Source organism: Phyllobacterium sp. 22229 (genome assembly GCF_052056495.1).
In the GTDB taxonomy this organism is placed as follows: Bacteria; Pseudomonadota; Alphaproteobacteria; order Rhizobiales; family Rhizobiaceae; genus Phyllobacterium; species Phyllobacterium myrsinacearum.
Window position 1 is genome coordinate 257,642 of sequence record NZ_JBQEPA010000005.1, and the last position, 18,218, is coordinate 275,859.

At 60.1% G+C, this 18,218-nt stretch carries 18 protein-coding genes; 15 read left to right on the plus strand and 3 right to left on the minus strand.

Annotated features, from left to right (window positions below; genetic code table 11):
* Positions 1–101 precede the first annotated feature (101 nt).
* Genes ACTJJ7_RS08495 through ACTJJ7_RS08505 form a run of 3 tightly spaced genes read right to left on the minus strand, consistent with a single transcriptional unit; the run spans position 102 to position 3,086 of the window.
* Positions 102–1,265, minus strand: a complete 1,164-nt coding sequence (locus ACTJJ7_RS08495) for a M20 aminoacylase family protein (RefSeq protein WP_105734440.1) — start codon at positions 1,263–1,265, stop codon at positions 102–104.
* Between the two features lie 50 nt (positions 1,266–1,315).
* A complete protein-coding gene (locus tag ACTJJ7_RS08500) occupies positions 1,316–2,425 on the minus strand; it encodes a sel1 repeat family protein (RefSeq protein WP_440966541.1) in 1,110 nt (369 codons plus the stop codon).
* A gap of 4 nt (positions 2,426–2,429) precedes the next feature.
* A complete protein-coding gene (locus ACTJJ7_RS08505; RefSeq protein ID WP_105734441.1) occupies positions 2,430–3,086 on the minus strand; it encodes a thiamine phosphate synthase in 657 nt (218 codons plus the stop codon).
* Positions 3,087–3,321: 235 nt separating this feature from the next.
* Here ACTJJ7_RS08505 and ACTJJ7_RS08510 point away from each other — a divergent pair, with 235 nt between their 5' ends.
* The 15 genes from ACTJJ7_RS08510 (at position 3,322) to tilS (ending at position 18,213) form a co-directional block, all read left to right on the plus strand.
* A complete protein-coding gene (locus ACTJJ7_RS08510) occupies positions 3,322–4,089 on the plus strand; it encodes a sulfite exporter TauE/SafE family protein (RefSeq protein ID WP_130270990.1) in 768 nt (255 codons plus the stop codon).
* A 140-nt stretch (positions 4,090–4,229) separates the two neighbouring features.
* Complete coding sequence (locus tag ACTJJ7_RS08515; RefSeq protein WP_440966543.1) at positions 4,230–5,453, plus strand: OpgC family protein; 1,224 nt, start codon at positions 4,230–4,232, stop codon at positions 5,451–5,453.
* Between the two features lie 100 nt (positions 5,454–5,553).
* Positions 5,554–7,200 carry an acyl-CoA synthetase gene (locus tag ACTJJ7_RS08520; protein WP_440966545.1) on the plus strand — a complete coding sequence of 549 codons (1,647 nt, stop codon included), beginning with the start codon at positions 5,554–5,556 and terminating at the stop codon, positions 7,198–7,200.
* Positions 7,201–7,559: 359 nt separating this feature from the next.
* On the plus strand, positions 7,560–8,090 hold the full coding sequence (rcdA, locus tag ACTJJ7_RS08525; RefSeq protein ID WP_105734444.1) for a protease adaptor protein RcdA: 531 nt from the start codon (positions 7,560–7,562) through the stop codon (positions 8,088–8,090).
* A 95-nt stretch (positions 8,091–8,185) separates the two neighbouring features.
* Positions 8,186–8,713, plus strand: coding sequence for a crossover junction endodeoxyribonuclease RuvC (gene ruvC, locus ACTJJ7_RS08530; RefSeq protein ID WP_105734445.1), 528 nt, complete (start codon positions 8,186–8,188; stop codon positions 8,711–8,713).
* The gene (gene ruvA, locus ACTJJ7_RS08535; protein ID WP_440966547.1) at positions 8,710–9,327 is read left to right on the plus strand and encodes a Holliday junction branch migration protein RuvA; all 618 of its coding nucleotides are present in this window, start codon (positions 8,710–8,712) and stop codon (positions 9,325–9,327) included. Before ruvC ends, ruvA begins: the two co-directional genes overlap by 4 nt.
* A 40-nt stretch (positions 9,328–9,367) precedes the next feature.
* Positions 9,368–10,408: a Holliday junction branch migration DNA helicase RuvB gene (ruvB, locus tag ACTJJ7_RS08540; protein ID WP_105734447.1), complete on the plus strand. Its 1,041-nt coding sequence runs from the start codon at positions 9,368–9,370 to the stop codon at positions 10,406–10,408.
* Positions 10,409–10,470: 62 nt separating this feature from the next.
* On the plus strand, positions 10,471–10,938 hold the full coding sequence (ybgC, locus tag ACTJJ7_RS08545; RefSeq protein ID WP_440966550.1) for a tol-pal system-associated acyl-CoA thioesterase: 468 nt from the start codon (positions 10,471–10,473) through the stop codon (positions 10,936–10,938).
* Between the two features lie 365 nt (positions 10,939–11,303).
* Entirely contained in the window at positions 11,304–12,014 is a 711-nt protein-coding gene (tolQ, locus tag ACTJJ7_RS08550) for a protein TolQ (protein WP_105734448.1), read from the plus strand.
* Between the two features lie 33 nt (positions 12,015–12,047).
* Positions 12,048–12,494, plus strand: coding sequence for a protein TolR (gene tolR / locus ACTJJ7_RS08555; RefSeq protein ID WP_105734449.1), 447 nt, complete (start codon positions 12,048–12,050; stop codon positions 12,492–12,494).
* 6 nt (positions 12,495–12,500) lie between these two features.
* Entirely contained in the window at positions 12,501–13,601 is a 1,101-nt protein-coding gene (locus tag ACTJJ7_RS08560; RefSeq protein WP_130270980.1) for a cell envelope integrity protein TolA, read from the plus strand.
* Positions 13,602–13,639: 38 nt separating this feature from the next.
* Positions 13,640–14,956, plus strand: coding sequence for a Tol-Pal system beta propeller repeat protein TolB (gene tolB, locus ACTJJ7_RS08565; protein ID WP_130270978.1), 1,317 nt, complete (start codon positions 13,640–13,642; stop codon positions 14,954–14,956).
* Positions 14,957–15,189: 233 nt separating this feature from the next.
* Complete coding sequence (gene pal / locus ACTJJ7_RS08570; protein WP_105734452.1) at positions 15,190–15,693, plus strand: peptidoglycan-associated lipoprotein Pal; 504 nt, start codon at positions 15,190–15,192, stop codon at positions 15,691–15,693.
* Positions 15,694–15,857: 164 nt separating this feature from the next.
* Entirely contained in the window at positions 15,858–16,868 is a 1,011-nt protein-coding gene (gene ybgF, locus ACTJJ7_RS08575) for a tol-pal system protein YbgF (RefSeq protein ID WP_105734453.1), read from the plus strand.
* A complete protein-coding gene (gene tilS / locus ACTJJ7_RS08580) occupies positions 16,849–18,213 on the plus strand; it encodes a tRNA lysidine(34) synthetase TilS (protein WP_440966554.1) in 1,365 nt (454 codons plus the stop codon). The genes ybgF and tilS overlap by 20 nt, the downstream gene beginning before the upstream one ends.
* Positions 18,214–18,218: the final 5 nt, after the last annotated feature.

Sequence of the window (18,218 nt, forward strand, 5' to 3'; positions counted from 1 at the left end):
CAGCCGATATTGGCGCCTCCAAGACCACAAAATCGCGCGATAGGCAAGAGAAAGCGCAAAAAGAGCCGGTTGCGGCCCTTTTCGCGGCTAAACCGCCAAGACTAGGCTGCGAGCGCCGTTTCCGCCACGGAAACCCAATAGCTGATGCCGTAGGGAATGGCATCGTCATTGAAATCATAGGCCGAATTGTGCAGGGCCGCCGTGTCGCCATTGCCAAGGAATATGAAGGCGCCGGGGCGCTTTTCCAGCATGTAGGAAAAATCCTCGGCACCCATGACTGGCGGCATGTTGGTGTTCACGGCGCTGTCGCCGGCAATCAGCTGTGCGACGCCCGTGGCAAAATCCGTCTCGCGGTCATGGTTGAACGTCACCGGATAGCCCTGATCATATTTGACTTCGGCGCGCGCACCGAAAATGGCAGCCGTCGCTTCGGCCACTTCGGTCACGCGCTTGCGGGCGAAGTCGCGCACTTCCGGCATGAGCGTGCGCACCGTACCCGAAAGCGTCACGGCGTTGGGAATGACATTGGTCGCATCGCCGCCGTGAATCATCGCCACCGAGATGACCAGCGATTTGAGCGGGTCGGTTTCCCGTGACACCAATGACTGCAGGGCGAGAACCGTATGGGCGGAGACGACCACGGGGTCGATTGTGGTATGCGGCTTGGCGGCATGGCCGCCGCGGCCGATGACCTTGATCTCGAATTCGTCGGTCGCCGCCATGATGGAGCCCTTGCGCAGGGCGAACTGGCCGACGGGCAAGCCCGGCGCATTGTGCATGCCATAGACTTCCTTGATCGAGAACCGGTCCATCAGGCCGTCATTGATCATGGCCAGCGCTCCGGCGCCACCTTCTTCGGCGGGCTGGAAAATGACCGCGACCGAACCCTTGAAATTGCGGGTTTCGGCAAGGTACTGCGCCGCGCCGAGCAGCATGGCGGTATGGCCGTCATGGCCGCAGGCATGCATCTTGCCCTTGGTCTTCGAGGCCCATGGCTTGCCGCTGGCTTCAAGGATGGGCAAGGCATCCATGTCGGCACGCAGGCCGATCACCGGCCCGTCGCCATGGCGGCCGCGGATGATCCCGACCACGCCGGTCTGGCCGATGCCGGTCTCGACGCTGTCGCAGCCGAAGGAGCGCAGCTTCTCCGCGACAAAGCGGGAGGTCTCATGCACGTCGTAGAGGATTTCCGGATTCTCATGCAGATGCCGGCGCCATTCGGCGACATCAGGTTGCATTTCATGAACTCGGTTGATCAACGGCATGGTGAAGTTCCCTTTCTGATCGTGTGGCGCACTAAAAGCCCGGCTGCCGGTCAGCGCATTTTATTGGCTTCGGTCAGGGCAGCCTTTATCTGGTCGTCGTCAAGGCCGTCCATGAAAGAGTCAAGTTCGGGATCGGTCAATCCGGCGCGTCTGGCAACCATGTACCAGGCGGCTGCCTTGACGCTGTCACCTTCCACGCCGAGGCCCTGATAGTAAAGCTTTGCCAGCTGTGCCTGTGCTGCGACATTACCGCCTACGGCAGCGCGCAGGGTCCAGCCGAAACCCGACACATAATCGCGCGGGCCGCCGCGTCCCTCGACCAGCCAGCGGCCGAGATCGAGCTGCGCCGTGTCGTATCCGCGGTTTGCCGCCTTGGCGAGATATTCGCGGGCCCTGGCGTCGTCGCGCGGAACGGCGAGCGTACCGTTGGCCAGAATCTGGCTGACCGCATAGCTGCCATCGGGCAAACCCTGTGCCGCCGCCTTCAGGAACCAGGGATAGGCACTGTCGAGACCGGTGGAGCCGGGATGCTCCTGCATCAGTATCTGGCCGTAATTGAACTGGGCCATGGCATTGCCGCCATCGGCGGCTGCCTTCATGAGCGTCTTGGCCCTGGCCGGGTCCTTGGGCGCATATTTGCCCTGGAGCAGGATCGCGCCGTAGCGGAACTGGGCTTCCGGAACGCCCTGGTCGGCGGCCTTGCCGTACCATTTGGCCGATTCAGGCAGGTTGACCGGTATGCCGAGACCACGGGCAAGCATATCGGCAACCAGCACCTGGGCGGCGCCGTCGCCATTTTCGGCGCGGGGCAGGGCGAGATTGTAGGCGGTCTTGTAGAGGCCGCGCTGGTAGGCGCCGAATGCCTCGTCCACCGCTCCCTTGCCAAAGCGCGTCGGGTTGACGATGTCGGCGGCGGGATCGCTGGCAAGCTTCGGCCGGTCCTGCTTGGGCGTTGTCTGCGGCGTTTCCAGATGCTGGGGCGCGTCGGTCGGCGCGGATGTCACCGATGGCGCCTGGCTTGTTGCCGGGGCGGGGGGAACCGGCGATTCCTGGGCTGCCGGCGCCGGCACCGTCTGGGCTGTCGCGCCCTGCATCAGGAGCGGGAAGGCTGCAAGCACGGCCGCGACGGCGCAAACGAGGTTTGCGGATTTTGCTCCCATGGGCCTATTCCTCAAATCGCGGCGCGTGCTCGTCGAGCAGCCGGTTCGCTTCCCTGATGGCATCCGCCGGTTTGTCGTTGCCGAAAACCGCGGCGCCGAGGGCGATGAACTCCGCACCGGTGGCGGCCGCATCGGCGATGCTTTCCAGCGTGTTGCCCGCCTGGACGATGCAGGGGATCTCGATCATTGATGCCCACCAGTCCGCCAGCTCGACATTGCGCGGATGGGCTTCGGGTGTCGTGTCCGCGCCGATCTTGCCGAACAGGACATAATCCGGCTGGGCTTCGCCGATTTCGAGCGCCGTGTGACGGTTCTTGATATTGCCGGTCCCGACAATCAATTTGGGCGAAAAGCGCTCGACATTGGCGGCAAGGTCGGCGGCTGGGCCTTCAAGATGCAGGCCGTCGGCCTTGACCCGTCCGGCAATCTGCGTGTTGCCGACGATGATGGCGGCAGCGCCCGCATTCTGAATGACCGGAACCGCGGCTTCGGCCATGCTCTGGAACAGGGTTTCGTCCGTCTCGTAGGCAGGCAGCAGCACCGAAGCGACATCGCCGCCCGACAAGGCTTCGCTGAGTTTCCCGGCCAGTTCGTCGGCAGTCGCGGCCGGAGGCGCGATCAGAACGATACGGCAGCGTTGGGGTGTTTGTTCGTTGTTCATGAGCTGCAACCTTACAATCGTTCTCTATAGAATGGGCAATCGTGATGGAATTCGGGCATAGAGGATGGCCGTTCATTTGAACAGTCTTTTCAATGCCGTGCCTATCACACCCTGTTGCATATTAGTCTTACGACGTAATTACTTAGTAGCAAACAGGTGGTTGTCCGCAAAAAGCATTTTTCAAGTGCCGATGGCATCGGGTAAGGATGAGCGACCCTCCTTGCGGATTTACATCATGCACGATCTCCTGTTGAACCCGTGGTTCTATGCTGCCGCCGTTCCGGCCACGATCCTGATCGGGCTGTCGAAGGGCGGCCTTGGCGGGGCCATGGGGCAGGTGGGCGTGCCGTTGATGGCGCTGGTGATGCCGCCGGTGCAGGCGGCCGCGATCATGCTGCCGATCCTCATCATCATGGATGTCGCCAGCCTGTGGAGCTGGCGCGGCTACCGTGATGCCAAAACCCTCAAGCTGATGCTGCCGGGCGCCTTCCTCGGCATTGGCATTGGCTGGCTGACCGCATCCGTGGTGACCGACGACATGGTCAAGCTCATTGTCGGCGCTGTCGCGATCATCTTTTTCGCCCGCTATTTCTTCGCAAGCGCGGCCAAGCGTGCAGCCGCGCAGCCGCACAACGCGGCGGCGGCAACCTTCTGGTCGACCATCGCCGGGTTCACAAGTTTCGTCGCCCATGCGGGCGGCCCGCCCTATCAGGTCTATGCCCTGCCGCTGCGCCAGGATCCGAAAGTTTATAATGGCACGAGCGTGATTTTCTTCGCGATCGTCAACGCCGTGAAGGTCATCCCGTATTTTGCGCTGGGGCAGTTCGATGCCGAAAACCTCAAGGCGGCGGCGGTCCTGGTGCCCATCGCACCGCTGGCCACCTTCGCCGGCGCGTGGATCGTCAAACGCATGCGGCCGGAGGTGTTCTATCCCTTCATGTACATCATGATCCTGTTGATGGGATTGAAGCTTTCCTACGATGGATTAGCCGCCTTGTTATAATTATGAACGAAAGTTGATCAGCCGAATCGCAACTTTCGGACTATGTAAACATTATCAACTGCAACCGTCGGACGTACCGCTCCCTCACGAGGCCGGGAGTGCTGTGATTGAATATTGCATGACAGGAATGGGTGAACGCTATGACACAGACGCAGCTCAAACAGCGGGATACCCGCATTGATGTCTTCCGGGCTTTGGCACTGCTGACCATCTTCATCAATCACGTGCCGGGAACCGTTTTCGAGCATCTCACCCACAGGAATTTCGGGTTTTCCGATTCGGCAGAGGCCTTCGTGCTGATCTCCGGCATTTCCGTCGGTCTTGCCTATGGGGCCAAATTTGAACCGGGCAGCCGCTTCCTGATCACGCTGAAGGCATGGCGGCGGGCGGCGACGCTGTACAGCGCCCATATCCTGACGACAGTCGCCACGCTGGCGATTTTCTGCGCCGCAGGGCTTTATCTCAACCGCCCGGAATTCATGTCCTTCATCAATATCGGGCCGTTGATGGACAGTCCGGCCGAGGCGCTCATTGGCCTTGCGACGATGGGGCATCAGCTCGGCTACAACAATATCCTGTCCATGTACGGCGTGCTGCTGCTCATGCTGCCGCTGTTCCTGTTTCTTGCCAATATCAACCTGTCGTTGATGGTTGGGGTGTCCGGGATCCTGTGGCTGGTGTCGGGTGTCTACCGGATCGCACCGCCGAATTACCCGACCGAAGGCGTCTGGTTCCTCAACCCGTTGTCATGGCAGTTCCTGTTCGTCATCGGCATTGCCGGTGTGATGCATGTGCGCCGGGGCGGGCAAATCCCGTTCAACAAATACCTGTTCGGCGTTGCGGCCGGCTATATCCTGCTGGCATTGATCTGGGTGCGGGTGCCGCTGTGGGGCGTCAATACATCGATGGGATTGCCCATGGTGATCACCGGTTTCGACAAAACCTTCCTGTCGCTGACCCGCCTGGCGCATATCCTGGCGATTGCCTATGTCATCGTCTCTGTACCGGCCATTTCCAACCTGGCGCGGACACCGGAAGATCACCCGCTTGCCATTCTCGGCAAGCATTCACTGCCGGTGTTTGTTGCCGGAACGATCCTTGCCATGGTCGCGCAGATCGTCAAGGTGATGAACCCCGGCGACGAGCTGGATGACACGCTGCTGATCGCCAGCGGAATCATGGCGCAGTTTGCCCTGGCGCATTATCTGGAATGGCTGCCGAGCATCGGATGGGGCAACAAGCGTCCCGCCCTGCAACAGGCGCAGCCGGCGAAATCGAAGCTGGTGATTGCCGGCCGGCCGGTCAATGCCGCCGCGATGAGTTCAGGCATGAAATCGGGAGCCGCCAAGTCGGCGGTCTCCTGACCGCCCGCCCCGGCTTTTGCCGGGCGGTTCGGAAAAACCGATAGCCATCTTTTGCCGCGTTGGTCTAAGCTTTGCGCAAGCGAAGCGTTGGGAGGCGTGCATGGGTGGAATCTTCGATCGTGATCTTGAGCGCAATGCGGCCAATTACCAGCCGCTGACGCCGCTGACCTACCTGGAGCGGGCGGCGCGGGTTTATCCGTCGAGAACGGCGATCATCCACGGTGCGCAGCGCTTTGACTACGGCACGTTTTACCGGCGCACCCGGCAGCTGGCATCGGCACTGTCGCGCCGCGGCATCGGCAAGGGTGATACGGTCACGGTGATGCTCTCCAACACGCCGCCCATGCTGGAGGCGCATTTCGGCGTGCCCATGACGAAAGCGGTGCTGCATTCGATCAACACGCGCCTCGACGCGGCGGTTATCGCCTTCCAGCTCGATCATGCGGAAACCAGGATTGCCATTGTCGATACGGAATTTTCCGGCGTCTTCCGCGAGGCGCTGGCGCTCGCCAGGGTCAAGCCGCTGGTCATTGATTTCGCCGACACGCAATATCCCGCCGATGCACCCTATCTGCAGGGCGAACCGTTCGGCGCGGTGGACTACGAAGCCTTCCTTGCAAGCGGCGACCCGGATTATGCCTGGGCGATGCCCGACGACGAGTGGGATTCCATCACGCTCAATTATACCTCGGGAACGACGGGCGATCCCAAGGGGGTTGTCTATCATCATCGCGGCGCGGCACTGATGGGGTATGGCAATGTGGTCGCCTCCGGCATGGGGCGCTATCCCGTCTATCTGTGGACGTTGCCGATGTTTCACTGCAACGGCTGGTGTTTTCCGTGGACGCTGGCCCTGCAGTTCGGCACCCATGTCTGCCTGCGCTGGGTGCGGGCAAAACAGATCTACGATGCCATAGCCGATCTCGGCGTTACGCATCTGTGCGGGGCGCCGATCGTCATGTCGGTGCTGATCAATGCGGCTGACAGGGACAAGCGCGATTTCCCGCAGATGGTGACGTTCAACACCGCTGCCGCACCGCCGCCGGAATCCGTCCTGGCCGGCATGGCCGAGGCCGGGTTTGCCGTCACGCATCTCTACGGTTTGACGGAGACCTACGGTCCCGCCGTCGTCAATGAATGGCAGGATGAATGGGATGCGCTGGAGGCATCCTCGCGCACCGCCAAGAAGGCGCGGCAGGGGGTGCGCTATGCGGCGCTTGAAGACCTGACGGTGCTCGATCCCGAAACCATGCAGCCCGTGCCGGCCGATGGCGAGACCATCGGCGAGGTGATGTTCCGCGGCAATATCGTCATGAAGGGGTACCTGAAAAACCGCCCGGCCAGCGATGCGGCCTTTTCAGGCGGCTGGTTTCACTCCGGCGATCTCGGCGTCATGTATCCGGACGGCTATATCCAGCTGAAGGACCGTTCGAAGGACATCATCATTTCCGGCGGCGAAAACATTTCATCCATCGAGGTGGAAGACGCGCTCTACAAGTTCCCGGCCGTGAGCGTCTGCGCGGTGGTCGCACGGCCGGACGACAAATGGGGCGAGACGCCGCTCGCCTTCGTCGAGCTGAAGCCGGGCCAGGCGGCGACGGAAGAGGAACTCATCGCCCATTGCCGCACCCTGCTCGCCCGTTTCAAGGTGCCGCGGCACGTGCTGTTCGAAGACATACCGAAGACCTCAACGGGAAAAATCCAGAAGTTCGAGCTGCGCAAACGCGCCAGGCTGATGGGGGATTGAGGCCATGCGGGGCGGATTGATTGCAACTGTACTGTCGGCATTAACCATTCGTTAAGCATTACAAGCTATAAATTGATCATCCAGTTTTCTGGATTCTTACCAAGTGGTTTGGCCACTTTGTTTGACGCCTCCCTGTTAGACTCCTGAGAGCCGCCACGTTTTGCGGCTCTTTTTTTATGTTCATATCTCTGCGGCGGCCCTGACGTTAACCCTTTATTAAGGATAAACTTGCGCTCATGTGTGCATACGGGCAGGTTGATGGGGAATACAGTCCGTTGGCCGTTGTGGTGATCCGCTTGCTGTCCCAGTAAGAGAGCGCTGCTTTGAGAATCAGCGGATTTTTAATGACAGGGCATGACATGGTTGAACAGGAATACCACGCTGACAATACAATCCGGCTGGCCGACCGCATGGTCCGCTCGGAAACGTTCAATCATATCTATGATGAAGGCATGGGCCTGGTCGAGGAGGCGGCTGCCTATCTTGATGGCGAGGGCCGGGCGGAAGCCAAGCGGCTGAGCCGGGTTGCCGCCACGCTCTATGCGGCCGAATCCATGCGGCTGACCACGCGTCTCATGCAGGTCGCCTCGTGGCTATTGTTGCAGCGGGCATCGCGCAGCGGAGAAATGACCCAGGAACAGGTGCTGTCCGAAAAGGCGAAAGTGCGGCTCGATACGGATTCCGCCCCGGAAACCGTCGAAGGCTGGGACGAGATTCCCTTTGATTACTGCGATCTGGTGCACCGTTCGCTGCGCCTGCAGGCCCGTGTCCGCCAGATGGATGACGAGATTTATAACGAAGGCGCCAGCAGCAGCCAGAGGCGGATGCTGACGACCAATCCGGTCTCGGATCAGATCAGTCTGCTGGCCACAGCCTTCGCCCATCGCTGATGAATGCGCGATAATCGTGCACAACGGCGTGTTTTGTTTCTCTTTTGTTCACCTTTCTGCTGTCAAGTTCCCTGACAGCTCGATAAGGTCCCGACATGAAAGAAGCGATTCGCATCATTGGCATTGATCCCGGCCTGCGCCGCACGGGCTGGGGCATCATTGAAACGCTCGGCAATTCGCTGCGCTTTGTCGCTTCGGGTACGATCCTTTCCGACGCCAAGCTTGATCTCGCCTCGCGCCTTTGCCAGCTGCATGACGGCCTTGCCGGAATCATTCATGGCCAGATGCCGCACGAGGCAGCGGTTGAACACACCTTCGTCAACAAGGATGCCACGGCGACGCTGAAACTCGGCCAGGCGCGCGGTATCGCCCTGCTTGTTCCCGCGCTGGCGGGATTGCCCGTTGCCGAATATGCGCCCAATGCGGTCAAGAAAGCGGTGATCGGCGTCGGGCACGGGGAAAAGAAACAGATTCACATGATGGTGAAAGTGCTGATGCCCAAGGCAACGTTCGATACGGATGATGCGGCGGATGCGCTGGCAGTTGCCATCTGTCACGCGCATCACCGGCAAAGCGCCATCGGCCGCATTGCCATCGAACGGAAACTGGCGGCACAGCTATGATCGGAAAACTCAAGGGTACTGTCGATGAAATCGCCGAGGATCACGTGATCCTCGATGTGCACGGTGTCGGCTACGTCGCCTATTGCTCGGCGCGGACGCTGTCGAACATGCCGGGGCCGGGGGAAGCCGCGGTGCTGCTCATCGAAACCTATGTGCGGGAAGACCTGATCCGCCTGTTCGGCTTCGGCACGGCGCTGGAACGCGAATGGTTCCGCCTGCTGCAGAGCGTGCAGGGCATCGGTGCCAAAGTCGCGCTGAGCGTTCTGGGAACCCTGTCGCCCTCTGATCTCGCCAATGCGATTGCGCTGCGTGATATCGCCATGGTCAGCCGGGCGCCGGGCGTCGGGAAGAAGGTGGCCGAGCGCATCGTCATTGAACTGAAGAACAAGGCGCCCGCCTTTGCCGGCGAGGCGATGGGCAGCATCGGCCTCAAGCAGGAACTGGGCGAGGGCGTCGCCCCGGCACCGGTGGCCGATGCCGTGTCGGCGCTGACCAATCTCGGCTATTCGCGTGACCAGGCGGCCAATGCCATTGCCGCTGCGCTGCGCGATGCGGGCGAGGAGGCCGATTCCGCCAAGCTGATCCGGCTCGGCCTGAAGGAGCTTTCCCGGTGATCCGGTTGCCTGATGCCGCACACTGTGCGAGGACATCCGCATGAGTGATGTCAGCCGATTGATAACCCCCGACAAACGCGGCGAAGACGCCGACACGTCGCTGCGCCCGCAGACGCTGAACGATTTCGTCGGGCAGGCGGCGGCGCGCGCCAATCTGAAGGTCTTCATCGAAGCCGCCAAGTCACGCGGCGAGGCGCTGGACCATGTGCTCTTTGTCGGGCCGCCCGGCCTCGGCAAGACGACGCTGGCGCAGATCATGGCCAAGGAACTCGGCGTCAATTTCCGCTCGACGTCGGGGCCGGTGATTGCCAAGGCGGGCGATCTGGCTGCGCTGTTGACCAATCTGGAAGAAAACGACGTTCTTTTCATCGACGAAATCCATCGTCTCAATCCGGCGGTGGAGGAAATCCTCTATCCGGCCATGGAAGACTATCAGCTCGACCTGATCATCGGCGAGGGGCCGGCGGCGCGCTCGGTCAAGATCGATCTGGCCAAGTTCACGCTGGTGGCGGCGACGACGCGCCTCGGGCTTCTGACAACGCCGCTGCGGGACCGTTTCGGTATTCCCGTCCGGCTCAATTTCTATACGGTCGAGGAGCTTGAGCATATCGTCCGGCGCGGTGCGCGCATCATGGGCATAGGCATGACCGATGATGGCGCGCTTGAGGTGGCACGGCGCGCCCGCGGCACACCGCGCATTGCCGGGCGGCTTCTGCGCCGGGTGCGCGACTTTGCCATTGTCGACGGCAAGGATTCCATCGACCGCCAGACGGCGGATTCCGCGCTCTTGCGTCTTGAGGTCGATGCGCTGGGGCTCGACCAGCTCGACCGGCGCTACCTCTCGATGATCGCGCACAATTTCGGCGGCGGCCCCGTTGGTATCGAAACCATCGCTGCCGGGCTTTCCGAACCGCGCGATGCGATCGAGGATATTATCGAACCCTACCTGATCCAGCAGGGCTTTATCCAGCGCACGCCGCGCGGACGCGTTTTGACCGCCAATGCCTGGAAACATCTGGGTCTCAACGCACCGGCCGACATCATCCAGCAGATCAGCCTGTTCCAGGAAGACGAGGATTAGCGCAGGTTTTGCTCGTCATCACACTGGACAAAACACAGGCTGTACCGGCAAAAGGAGGGATCATGAGCGAAAACAATCCTTCCCTGCCGCCTGCTGGCGGCCTTGCCGGTGAACTCACTGCCTTCGGCCACCGTCTTCTGGCGCGGGTGTATTATGCCGATACGGATTTCTCCGGCATTGTCTATCACGGGCGCTATCTGGAATTTCTCGAGCGGGGCCGCACCGATTATCTGCGCCTGCTGGGGGTTCACCACTCGGAACTTGCCGACGGCAAGCATGGCGAAAGCATTGTCTGGGTGGTGCGGCGCATGGAAATCGATTTCCGGGGGGCTGCCCGCATCGACGACGTGCTGACCATCGAAACCCGCACGGCGGAAATCTCCGGTGCGCGGGTCAAGATGGCCCAGACCATCAGGCGGGGCGATGATCTCCTGATTTCAGCCACTGTCGAAGCGGCGCTGATCAACAGCGCCGGACGGCCGCGCCGGTTCCCGGCGGAATGGATCAAGCTGTTTCAGCCGGAATCCTAATCCAATATGGCCGCAAACCGCTCTAAATGATGCACAGGCGCTGAATCATAACGGATCCTTAACCATAACAAACCATGAATAAGGCCATGAAACGGGGCGTTTTGCGTTAACGCCTTCGTTTTACCAAAATTAACCGTGAGAAGCCGCGGTATGAATACTGGAAAAAGTCCGGTCTCAGAACGTGGCTTTCGAAATTTAGTGAGCGACGATGGATGCCGGTCAGGCGTTCGGCCGGGTTCCAAAGAAATAAAGTGGCGCGTGGTCGTATTGCCGGACCATTTATACTTCGGTGGACCAAGCACGGGTATGAGAGACGATTGCAGCCCGGTTGAAATACCGGGTTTTCGGATTCGAGGGTAGTGGATATGGAAAATTTAGCGGTTGCTGTTCAGACATCGGACGTCTCCCTCTGGGGATTGTTCTGGCAGGCCGGATTCATCGTCAAGCTGGTCATGATCGGCCTTCTGGGTGCTTCCATCTGGACCTGGGCGATCATCATCGACAAGGTTCTCGGCTACGGCCGCGCCAAGCGCGCCTTTGACCGTTTCGAGCAGGTTTTCTGGTCCGGCCAGTCGCTGGAAGAGCTTTACCGCAATCTGGGCGAAAAGCGTACGACCGGCATGGGCTCGATTTTCATCGCCGCCATGCGCGAATGGAAAAAGTCCTTCGAAAAGGGCGCCCGTTCCCCCATCGCCCTGCAGATGCGTATCGACAAGGCGATGGATGTCGCCCTTTCACGCGAAAGTGATATTCTCGCCGCCCGCCTCGGCTTTCTGGCGACCATCGGTTCGGCTGGCCCGTTCATCGGCCTGTTCGGCACGGTCATCGGCATCATGACATCGTTCATGGGCATTGCCGGTTCGAAGTCCACCAGCCTTGCGGTTGTCGCGCCCGGTATCGCCGAAGCGCTGCTGGCGACGGCCATTGGCCTCGTTGCCGCCATCCCGGCGGTTATCGCCTACAACAAACTGTCAAGCGATGCGGGCAAACTGACGGCACGCATGGAAGGCTTTGCGGACGAGTTCTCCGCCATACTCTCGCGGCAAATCGATGAGAAGCTGGCGCCGCGTTCTTAAGCAACTGATTTTACAAGTGCGGGATTGAATGCCATGGGCATGTCTGTTGGTAACAAGGGTTCAGGGGGACGCGGCCGGCGCGGCCGTGCCAGCAAGGCGTTGATGAGTGAAATCAACGTGACGCCGCTGGTCGACGTCATGCTCGTGCTCCTGATCATTTTCATGGTGACGGCACCGATGATGACGGTGGGCGTGCCCATCGACATGCCGGAAACCCAGGCCAAGGCGCTGAACAGCGAAACCAACCCGATCTATGTGACGATCAACCAGAAGGGCCAGGTCTTCCTGCAGGAAACCGAAATCCCGATCGAGGAAATCGTCCCGAAACTCCAGGCGATCGCCAAGACCGGCTATGAAGAGCGCATTTTCGTCAAAGGCGACAAGGCTGCCGACTACGGCACGATCATGAAGGTCATGGCGCGCATTTCCGGTTCCGGATTCAAAAATATCGGTCTTGTCAGCCTTCCGGAAGGCAGCTGATAAGTCATGAGGGCGAGCGTTACATCCTCCGCCATTATCCACGCCGTTATCCTCGGCTGGGGGCTGTTGACCTTTTCTGCGCCAACTCCGATGGAATTGGCCAATTCCGAATCGTTGCCCGTTGAGCTTATCTCTGACACGACACAACTGCAGAAGGGTGACGTTAAGGCTCCGAAAGCTGAGAAATCCGCTCCAAAGCCGACAGAAAAGCCGCAGACAAAACCCGATGCTCAAAATATCGGGGACAGTGAAAATGATGTCGAGTCCAAGCCTATCCCCTCGACCAAACCGAAAGTGGTAGAGTCGGCGGAGGCTCCGAAACCTTCGGACGTGCCTGTTGCCAAGCCGGATCCGAAGCCGGAGGTAAAGCCGGAAACGAAGCCGGTTCCGGTTCCGGCGACGGAAGTGGCGCCCGAGGCAAAGCCGAAGCAGGACGTCACGCCGGATCCGATTACCGCCGCGATCAATGATTCCAAACCGGCGCCGACACCCGATGCGCCGAAGGTCGAGCCAACGCCGCAGGCGGAAAAGCCGGCCGAGGAAGCTTTCAAGCTTCCGCAGAACGTGGCGAAGCCCGAGGACAAGCCCAAGCCGGCGCAGGCGCAGACTGCGACGACGCCGGAGCGCAAGGAAACCAAGGAAACGCCAAAGCCAACGAAGACCGCTCCGACTCCCTCGAAGGAGAAGAACGGAATTGCCGATCAGGTTGCAGATTTGCTCAACCGTGAAAAGGCCTCCGGCGGCGGTGCAAAGCGTTCAACGGATCAGGCATCATTGGGGGCTAACAAAGCAACCGGTGGTTCAAAATTGAGCAATAGCGAGATTGAACAGATACGTGCCCTAATACAAGGAAACTGGAACAAACCGGTAGGCGCACAAGATTATCCCGACATGATCGTTAGGGTTAAGTTTCGCCTCAACCAAGATGGCAGTATCGATGGTGCGCCCGAAGTCTCTGGAAGTGGTGGTGATCCGACTCTTCTGAGAACCGCAATTGAGGGCGCTCGTCGGGCCGTACTAAAATCGCTTCCCTTCAATTTGCCTCAGGATAAATACCAAGACTGGGCAAGAAATGACTACACGTTCCATCCAGGCGCAGAAGATTGAGAAAAGCAATTGGCCAGCAACAAAAGGGCCCCGAACTGATGAATAAAATGATCCGGACAGTTTTTTCAGCTTTTGCTGTGATTATAGCGATCGCAGCAATAACTACCGTGTCCGCACGCGCGGACTTGAAACTTGATTTCAGCAAGGGCAATGTCGAGCCTATGCCTATCGCGATCACGGATTTCCTGTCCGGCGATCAGCTCGGTGCCAATATTTCGGGCGTCATTGCTGCCGATCTGGAACGGTCCGGCCTTTTCGCTCCGATCGACAAGGGCGCGTTCATCGAAAAGATTTCCAATCCCGATGCCGCTCCGCGTTTCGAGGACTGGAAAGTCATCAATGCGCAGGCACTTGTCACCGGCCGTGTCACCAAGCAGCCGGATGGCAGGCTCAAGGCGGAATTCCGCCTGTGGGATACATTCGCCGGCCAGCAGCTTGACGGGCAGCAGTTCTTCACCTCTCCCGACAGCTGGCGCCGCGTCGCCCATATCATTGCCGACGCCATTTATCAGCGCCTGACGGGTGAAAAGGGCTACTTCGACACGCGCGTCGTGTTCGTCGATGAATCCGGCACGCGGGAAAAGCGCGTCAAGCGTCTGGCCATCATGGATCAGGACGGTGCCAATGTGCGCTATCTGACCAATGGCAAGGACCTGGTGCTGACACCGCGCTTTTCGCCGAGCCGCCAGGAAATCACCTATATGTCGTTCGAAGGCGCCAAGCCGCAGGTCTATCTCCTGCAACTGGAGACCGGACAGCGTGAACTCGTCGGCAATTTCCCCGGCATGACGATTGCGCCGCGCTTTTCCTCCGACGGGCAGAAAGTGGCCATGAGCCTTCTGCAGGACGATGGCAGCGCCAATATCTACGCCATGGATGTGCGCAGCCGCACGACAACCCGCCTGACCAGCACCAGCGCCATCGATACCGGTGCATCCTACTCGCCCGATAATGCGCAGGTTGTGTTCGGATCCGACCGTGGCGGCCGGCCGCAGATCTACAAGATGGGCGCGGATGGTTCGAACCCGCAGCGCATCTCGTTCGGCGACGGTTCCTATTCCACCCCGGTCTGGTCGCCGCGCGGCGATCTCATCGCCTTTACCAAACAGTCGGGCGGACAGTTCTCCATCGGCGTCATGAAGACGGACGGCTCGGGTGAACGTATCCTGACCAGCGGTTACCATGATGAAGGCCCGACCTGGGCTCCGAACGGCCGTGTCCTGATGTTCTACCGCTTCCCTCCCGGATCGAACAGCCCGCATTTGTTCACGATCGATCTGACGGGCCGCAACCTGCGCCAGATCCAGACACCCAATCTGGCATCCGATCCGGCATGGTCACCGCTGCTTGAGTGACCGCAGCCTGATCAATCGATGATTTAAGACCATTCGCGGCGATGTTATCTCAACATTGCCGCGAATGTCGTTTTTCCGCCGCATTGTTTGCATTAAGGATGCAAGACATTCACTGATTTCGCTGTTAATCCTGGTGTTAAGAGTGGATTAACCCTGTTTCTTGAACCGGCCTTAACCTCGATATGGTTACTGCTTGTTCACCGAAACAATTCAATTCTTAAGGAGTCCAGGCTATGCGCCGCTTCGAAATGATCGCCCGCAGTCCAGTTGTCGTCGCCCTTTTCATGGCTCTTGCCATTGCGGGCTGTGCCAAGAAACCCATCAACAGTGCCGGTGATCTCGGCCTGAACGGTGCCGGCAGCGCCCGTCCGGGTTCGACCCAGGACTTCACGGTCAATGTTGGCGATCGCATTTTCTTCGATGTCGACTCCTCCGTCATCCGTGCGGATGCCCAGCAGACGCTCTCCAAGCAGGCCCAGTGGCTGCAGCGCTACCCCAACTACACCATCACCGTTGAAGGCCATGCGGACGAACGCGGCACACGCGAATACAATCTGGCTCTCGGCCAGCGCCGCGCCGCTGCAGCGCGCAACTTCCTTGCCTCGCGCGGCCTGCCGGCTGCCCGCATCAAGACGGTCTCCTATGGTAACGAACGTCCGGTTGCCGTTTGCGATGCCGACTCCTGCTGGTCGCAGAATCGCCGTGCCGTTACGGTTCTCGGCGGCGCTGGCAGCTAAGCCATACCGCAATGATCTGATTGCAGAAAAGCGGCCTTCGGGCCGCTTTTTTTGTCTCACCCCTGATCACAACAAAATTTGGCCGAAGTCGCGTTGCTCGTGTTAGATAGGTTCGCCGTAAATCGTTGCGGTGGTTAAATTCCCATATCAGGGGCGGTAAAGGAATGAACAAACGACTGAAAAGATTGGTTATGGCTGTGGCGGTGCTGCCTTTTCTGGCAACCGGCGCCAGCCATGCCTCGAACCTTGATGGCAGCTTTTTTCCGGCTGCGCCGAAGGCAAATGTCGGGAAAAGTGACGCGCCGATCCTTATGGCTCAGGCAGGCGATCCGCGTGTCAGCCAGCTGGAAGAGCAGATCAGGCAGCTGACAGGCAAGATCGAAGACCTTAATTTCCAGTTGCTGCAAATGCAGGAGCAGATGCGCAAGGTTCAGGAAGACAATGAGTTCCGTTTTCAGGAACTGGAAAAGAAGGGCGGCGGCAAGAAAACCGATGCCGGCGGCAGGGGCGACCGGACGGTCGCCGGTGCCGCGCCTTCTCGGACAACGGGGGAGGCATCGCCAGATGCCTCCGCTTACCCTGCGGCGCCGTCGCAGACATCCCCATCCGACAGCACCGATTCCGCTGCTATTGACCCTCAGCCCAACGCTCCGCAGTCTCCGCAGGTCGGCGAACCGCCGCGCGCGCTCGGGCAGATTGAGTTCGATGCCAATGGCAACGTAATCGGTGAAACCAAGAACGACAGTCCGGCTCCGGCCGCCAATCCCAGCCTTGCTTCTCTGCCGCAGACGGATGATCCCAATGCGCTGTACCGGCAGGCCTATCAATTGTTCCTGTCCGGCGATTACCGCAATGCCGAAGCTGCCTTCCGCAGCCATATCGAGCGGTTCCCGAAAGACCCCTCCGATCCCGATGCGCGCTACTGGCTCGGTGAATCGCTGTACGGCCAGGAACGCTATCAGGAAGCCGCATCGGTCTTCATCGACAATCACAAGCAGTTTCCCGATTCCAAGAAAAGCCCGGAAAATCTGCTCAAGCTTGGCATGACGCTGGCGAAGATGAAGGACCATGACGTTGCCTGCGCCACCTTTGCAACGGTGAGCTCACGCTATCCCAATCTCTCGGTCGCGCTCAAAGAGCGCGTGAAGAATGAACGTGCCGCCAACAAATGCTGACCATCGCCTCGATCCGGACGAGATTTTCGCTGGAATCGATTTTGGCCGGCTGACGGCGGTCGTCGTCGCCGTTTCCGGCGGCAGCGATTCTCTCGCGCTGCTTTTCCTGCTCGACGATCTGCGCAAAAGCCGGGCGGTTTTCCCGCATATTGTTGCCGTCACCATCGACCATGGGTTGCGGGCGGAATCAGCGGAGGAAGCCTTGTATGTCGCCGGCCTCTGCAAGGCGGCGGGCCTTGGCCACCGCATTGTCAACTGGACCGGAGCCAAGCCCGCCACCGGGCTGTCCGCCAAGGCGCGTGAGGCCCGCTACCGGCTGCTTCGCGACGCCGCCGGAGAAGCGGAAACCGACGTGATCCTGACCGGGCATACGCTGGACGATCAGAACGAGACCTTCGTGATGCGCGCCGCGCGCGGCGGGGAACGCGGCCTTGCCGCTATGGCCCCGGTTACCCTGCTTGAGCGGGAGATATGGCTGGTCAGGCCGCTGCTTGGCATCCGGCGCGAGGAATTGCGCGCCTATCTGCGCATGCGGGGGATCGCCTGGCGCGACGATCCCTCCAATGCCAATCCGCAATCCGAACGGGTGCAGGTGAGGACGGCGCTGCAGGAACAGGGCAGTGGCGATATTCCGGCGCGTATTGCCCGCAAAGGCGCGCAGCGGCTTGCCGTCAACAGCGAGGCGGCTTCACTCTTGCTGGATCATGTCGTGGTGACGGACGGCATCAGGGCCGAGTTGAATGCCGCAGGTTTCAGTTCCTCCGGTGATGATGGCCAGCGTCTTGCCATGGGGGTTCTGCTCGCCGTCATGGGCGGGTTGCCGTTCCTGCCGTCCATGCAGGAGTGCGGCACGGCCGTGCGGCATCTCACCGCCACGGACGGCCCCCGGCGCATGAGCCTTGGCCGCTGCATCATCCAGCGGGTTAAGACAGGCGTAACCATATACCGTGAAATGCGTTCGATTCCCGATGCCGCGGTGGCGCCTGGAACCGGCATTGTCTGGGACGGGCGCTACCGCGTGTCGAATGGCGCGCAGGCGCCGCTGCGGATCAGGGCTGCGGGCGATGACGGGGTGGCATTCCTGCAGGCAGGCGGCTGCGGGGATGGAATCCACCGGGCTTCGGTCAGATCCAGCCCCGCTCTCCTGGTCGAGGGCCGGATTGCTGCCGTTCCGGCGGCGGTGCATCACGCGAATGTGCCTGCGGGGGTTGCAGTGACGAGGCACGCCGCCCTGTTCGATCATATCCTTTCAGGCTATGATGAAATACTTGCCGCCAGCGTGGCAAAATTGTTTGGTTTGCAGGATTACAAGCGATTTTCTGTAAACCAGATTGATAAGAATTGATCTCA

What these genes read in the sequence shown, in the direction of transcription:
- ACTJJ7_RS08495 (WP_105734440.1), bottom strand. Translation starts at nt 1,265, where the DNA reads ATGCCGTTGATCAACCGAGTTCATGAAATGCAACCTGATGTCGCCGAA.
- ACTJJ7_RS08500 (WP_440966541.1), bottom strand. Translation starts at nt 2,425, where the DNA reads ATGGGAGCAAAATCCGCAAACCTCGTTTGCGCCGTCGCGGCCGTGCTT.
- ACTJJ7_RS08505 (WP_105734441.1), bottom strand. Translation starts at nt 3,086, where the DNA reads ATGAACAACGAACAAACACCCCAACGCTGCCGTATCGTTCTGATCGCG.
- ACTJJ7_RS08510 (WP_130270990.1), top strand. Translation starts at nt 3,322, where the DNA reads ATGCACGATCTCCTGTTGAACCCGTGGTTCTATGCTGCCGCCGTTCCG.
- ACTJJ7_RS08515 (WP_440966543.1), top strand. Translation starts at nt 4,230, where the DNA reads ATGACACAGACGCAGCTCAAACAGCGGGATACCCGCATTGATGTCTTC.
- ACTJJ7_RS08520 (WP_440966545.1), top strand. Translation starts at nt 5,554, where the DNA reads ATGGGTGGAATCTTCGATCGTGATCTTGAGCGCAATGCGGCCAATTAC.
- rcdA (WP_105734444.1), top strand. Translation starts at nt 7,560, where the DNA reads ATGGTTGAACAGGAATACCACGCTGACAATACAATCCGGCTGGCCGAC.
- ruvC (WP_105734445.1), top strand. Translation starts at nt 8,186, where the DNA reads ATGAAAGAAGCGATTCGCATCATTGGCATTGATCCCGGCCTGCGCCGC.
- ruvA (WP_440966547.1), top strand. Translation starts at nt 8,710, where the DNA reads ATGATCGGAAAACTCAAGGGTACTGTCGATGAAATCGCCGAGGATCAC.
- ruvB (WP_105734447.1), top strand. Translation starts at nt 9,368, where the DNA reads ATGAGTGATGTCAGCCGATTGATAACCCCCGACAAACGCGGCGAAGAC.
- ybgC (WP_440966550.1), top strand. Translation starts at nt 10,471, where the DNA reads ATGAGCGAAAACAATCCTTCCCTGCCGCCTGCTGGCGGCCTTGCCGGT.
- tolQ (WP_105734448.1), top strand. Translation starts at nt 11,304, where the DNA reads ATGGAAAATTTAGCGGTTGCTGTTCAGACATCGGACGTCTCCCTCTGG.
- tolR (WP_105734449.1), top strand. Translation starts at nt 12,048, where the DNA reads ATGGGCATGTCTGTTGGTAACAAGGGTTCAGGGGGACGCGGCCGGCGC.
- ACTJJ7_RS08560 (WP_130270980.1), top strand. Translation starts at nt 12,501, where the DNA reads ATGAGGGCGAGCGTTACATCCTCCGCCATTATCCACGCCGTTATCCTC.
- tolB (WP_130270978.1), top strand. Translation starts at nt 13,640, where the DNA reads ATGAATAAAATGATCCGGACAGTTTTTTCAGCTTTTGCTGTGATTATA.
- pal (WP_105734452.1), top strand. Translation starts at nt 15,190, where the DNA reads ATGCGCCGCTTCGAAATGATCGCCCGCAGTCCAGTTGTCGTCGCCCTT.
- ybgF (WP_105734453.1), top strand. Translation starts at nt 15,858, where the DNA reads ATGAACAAACGACTGAAAAGATTGGTTATGGCTGTGGCGGTGCTGCCT.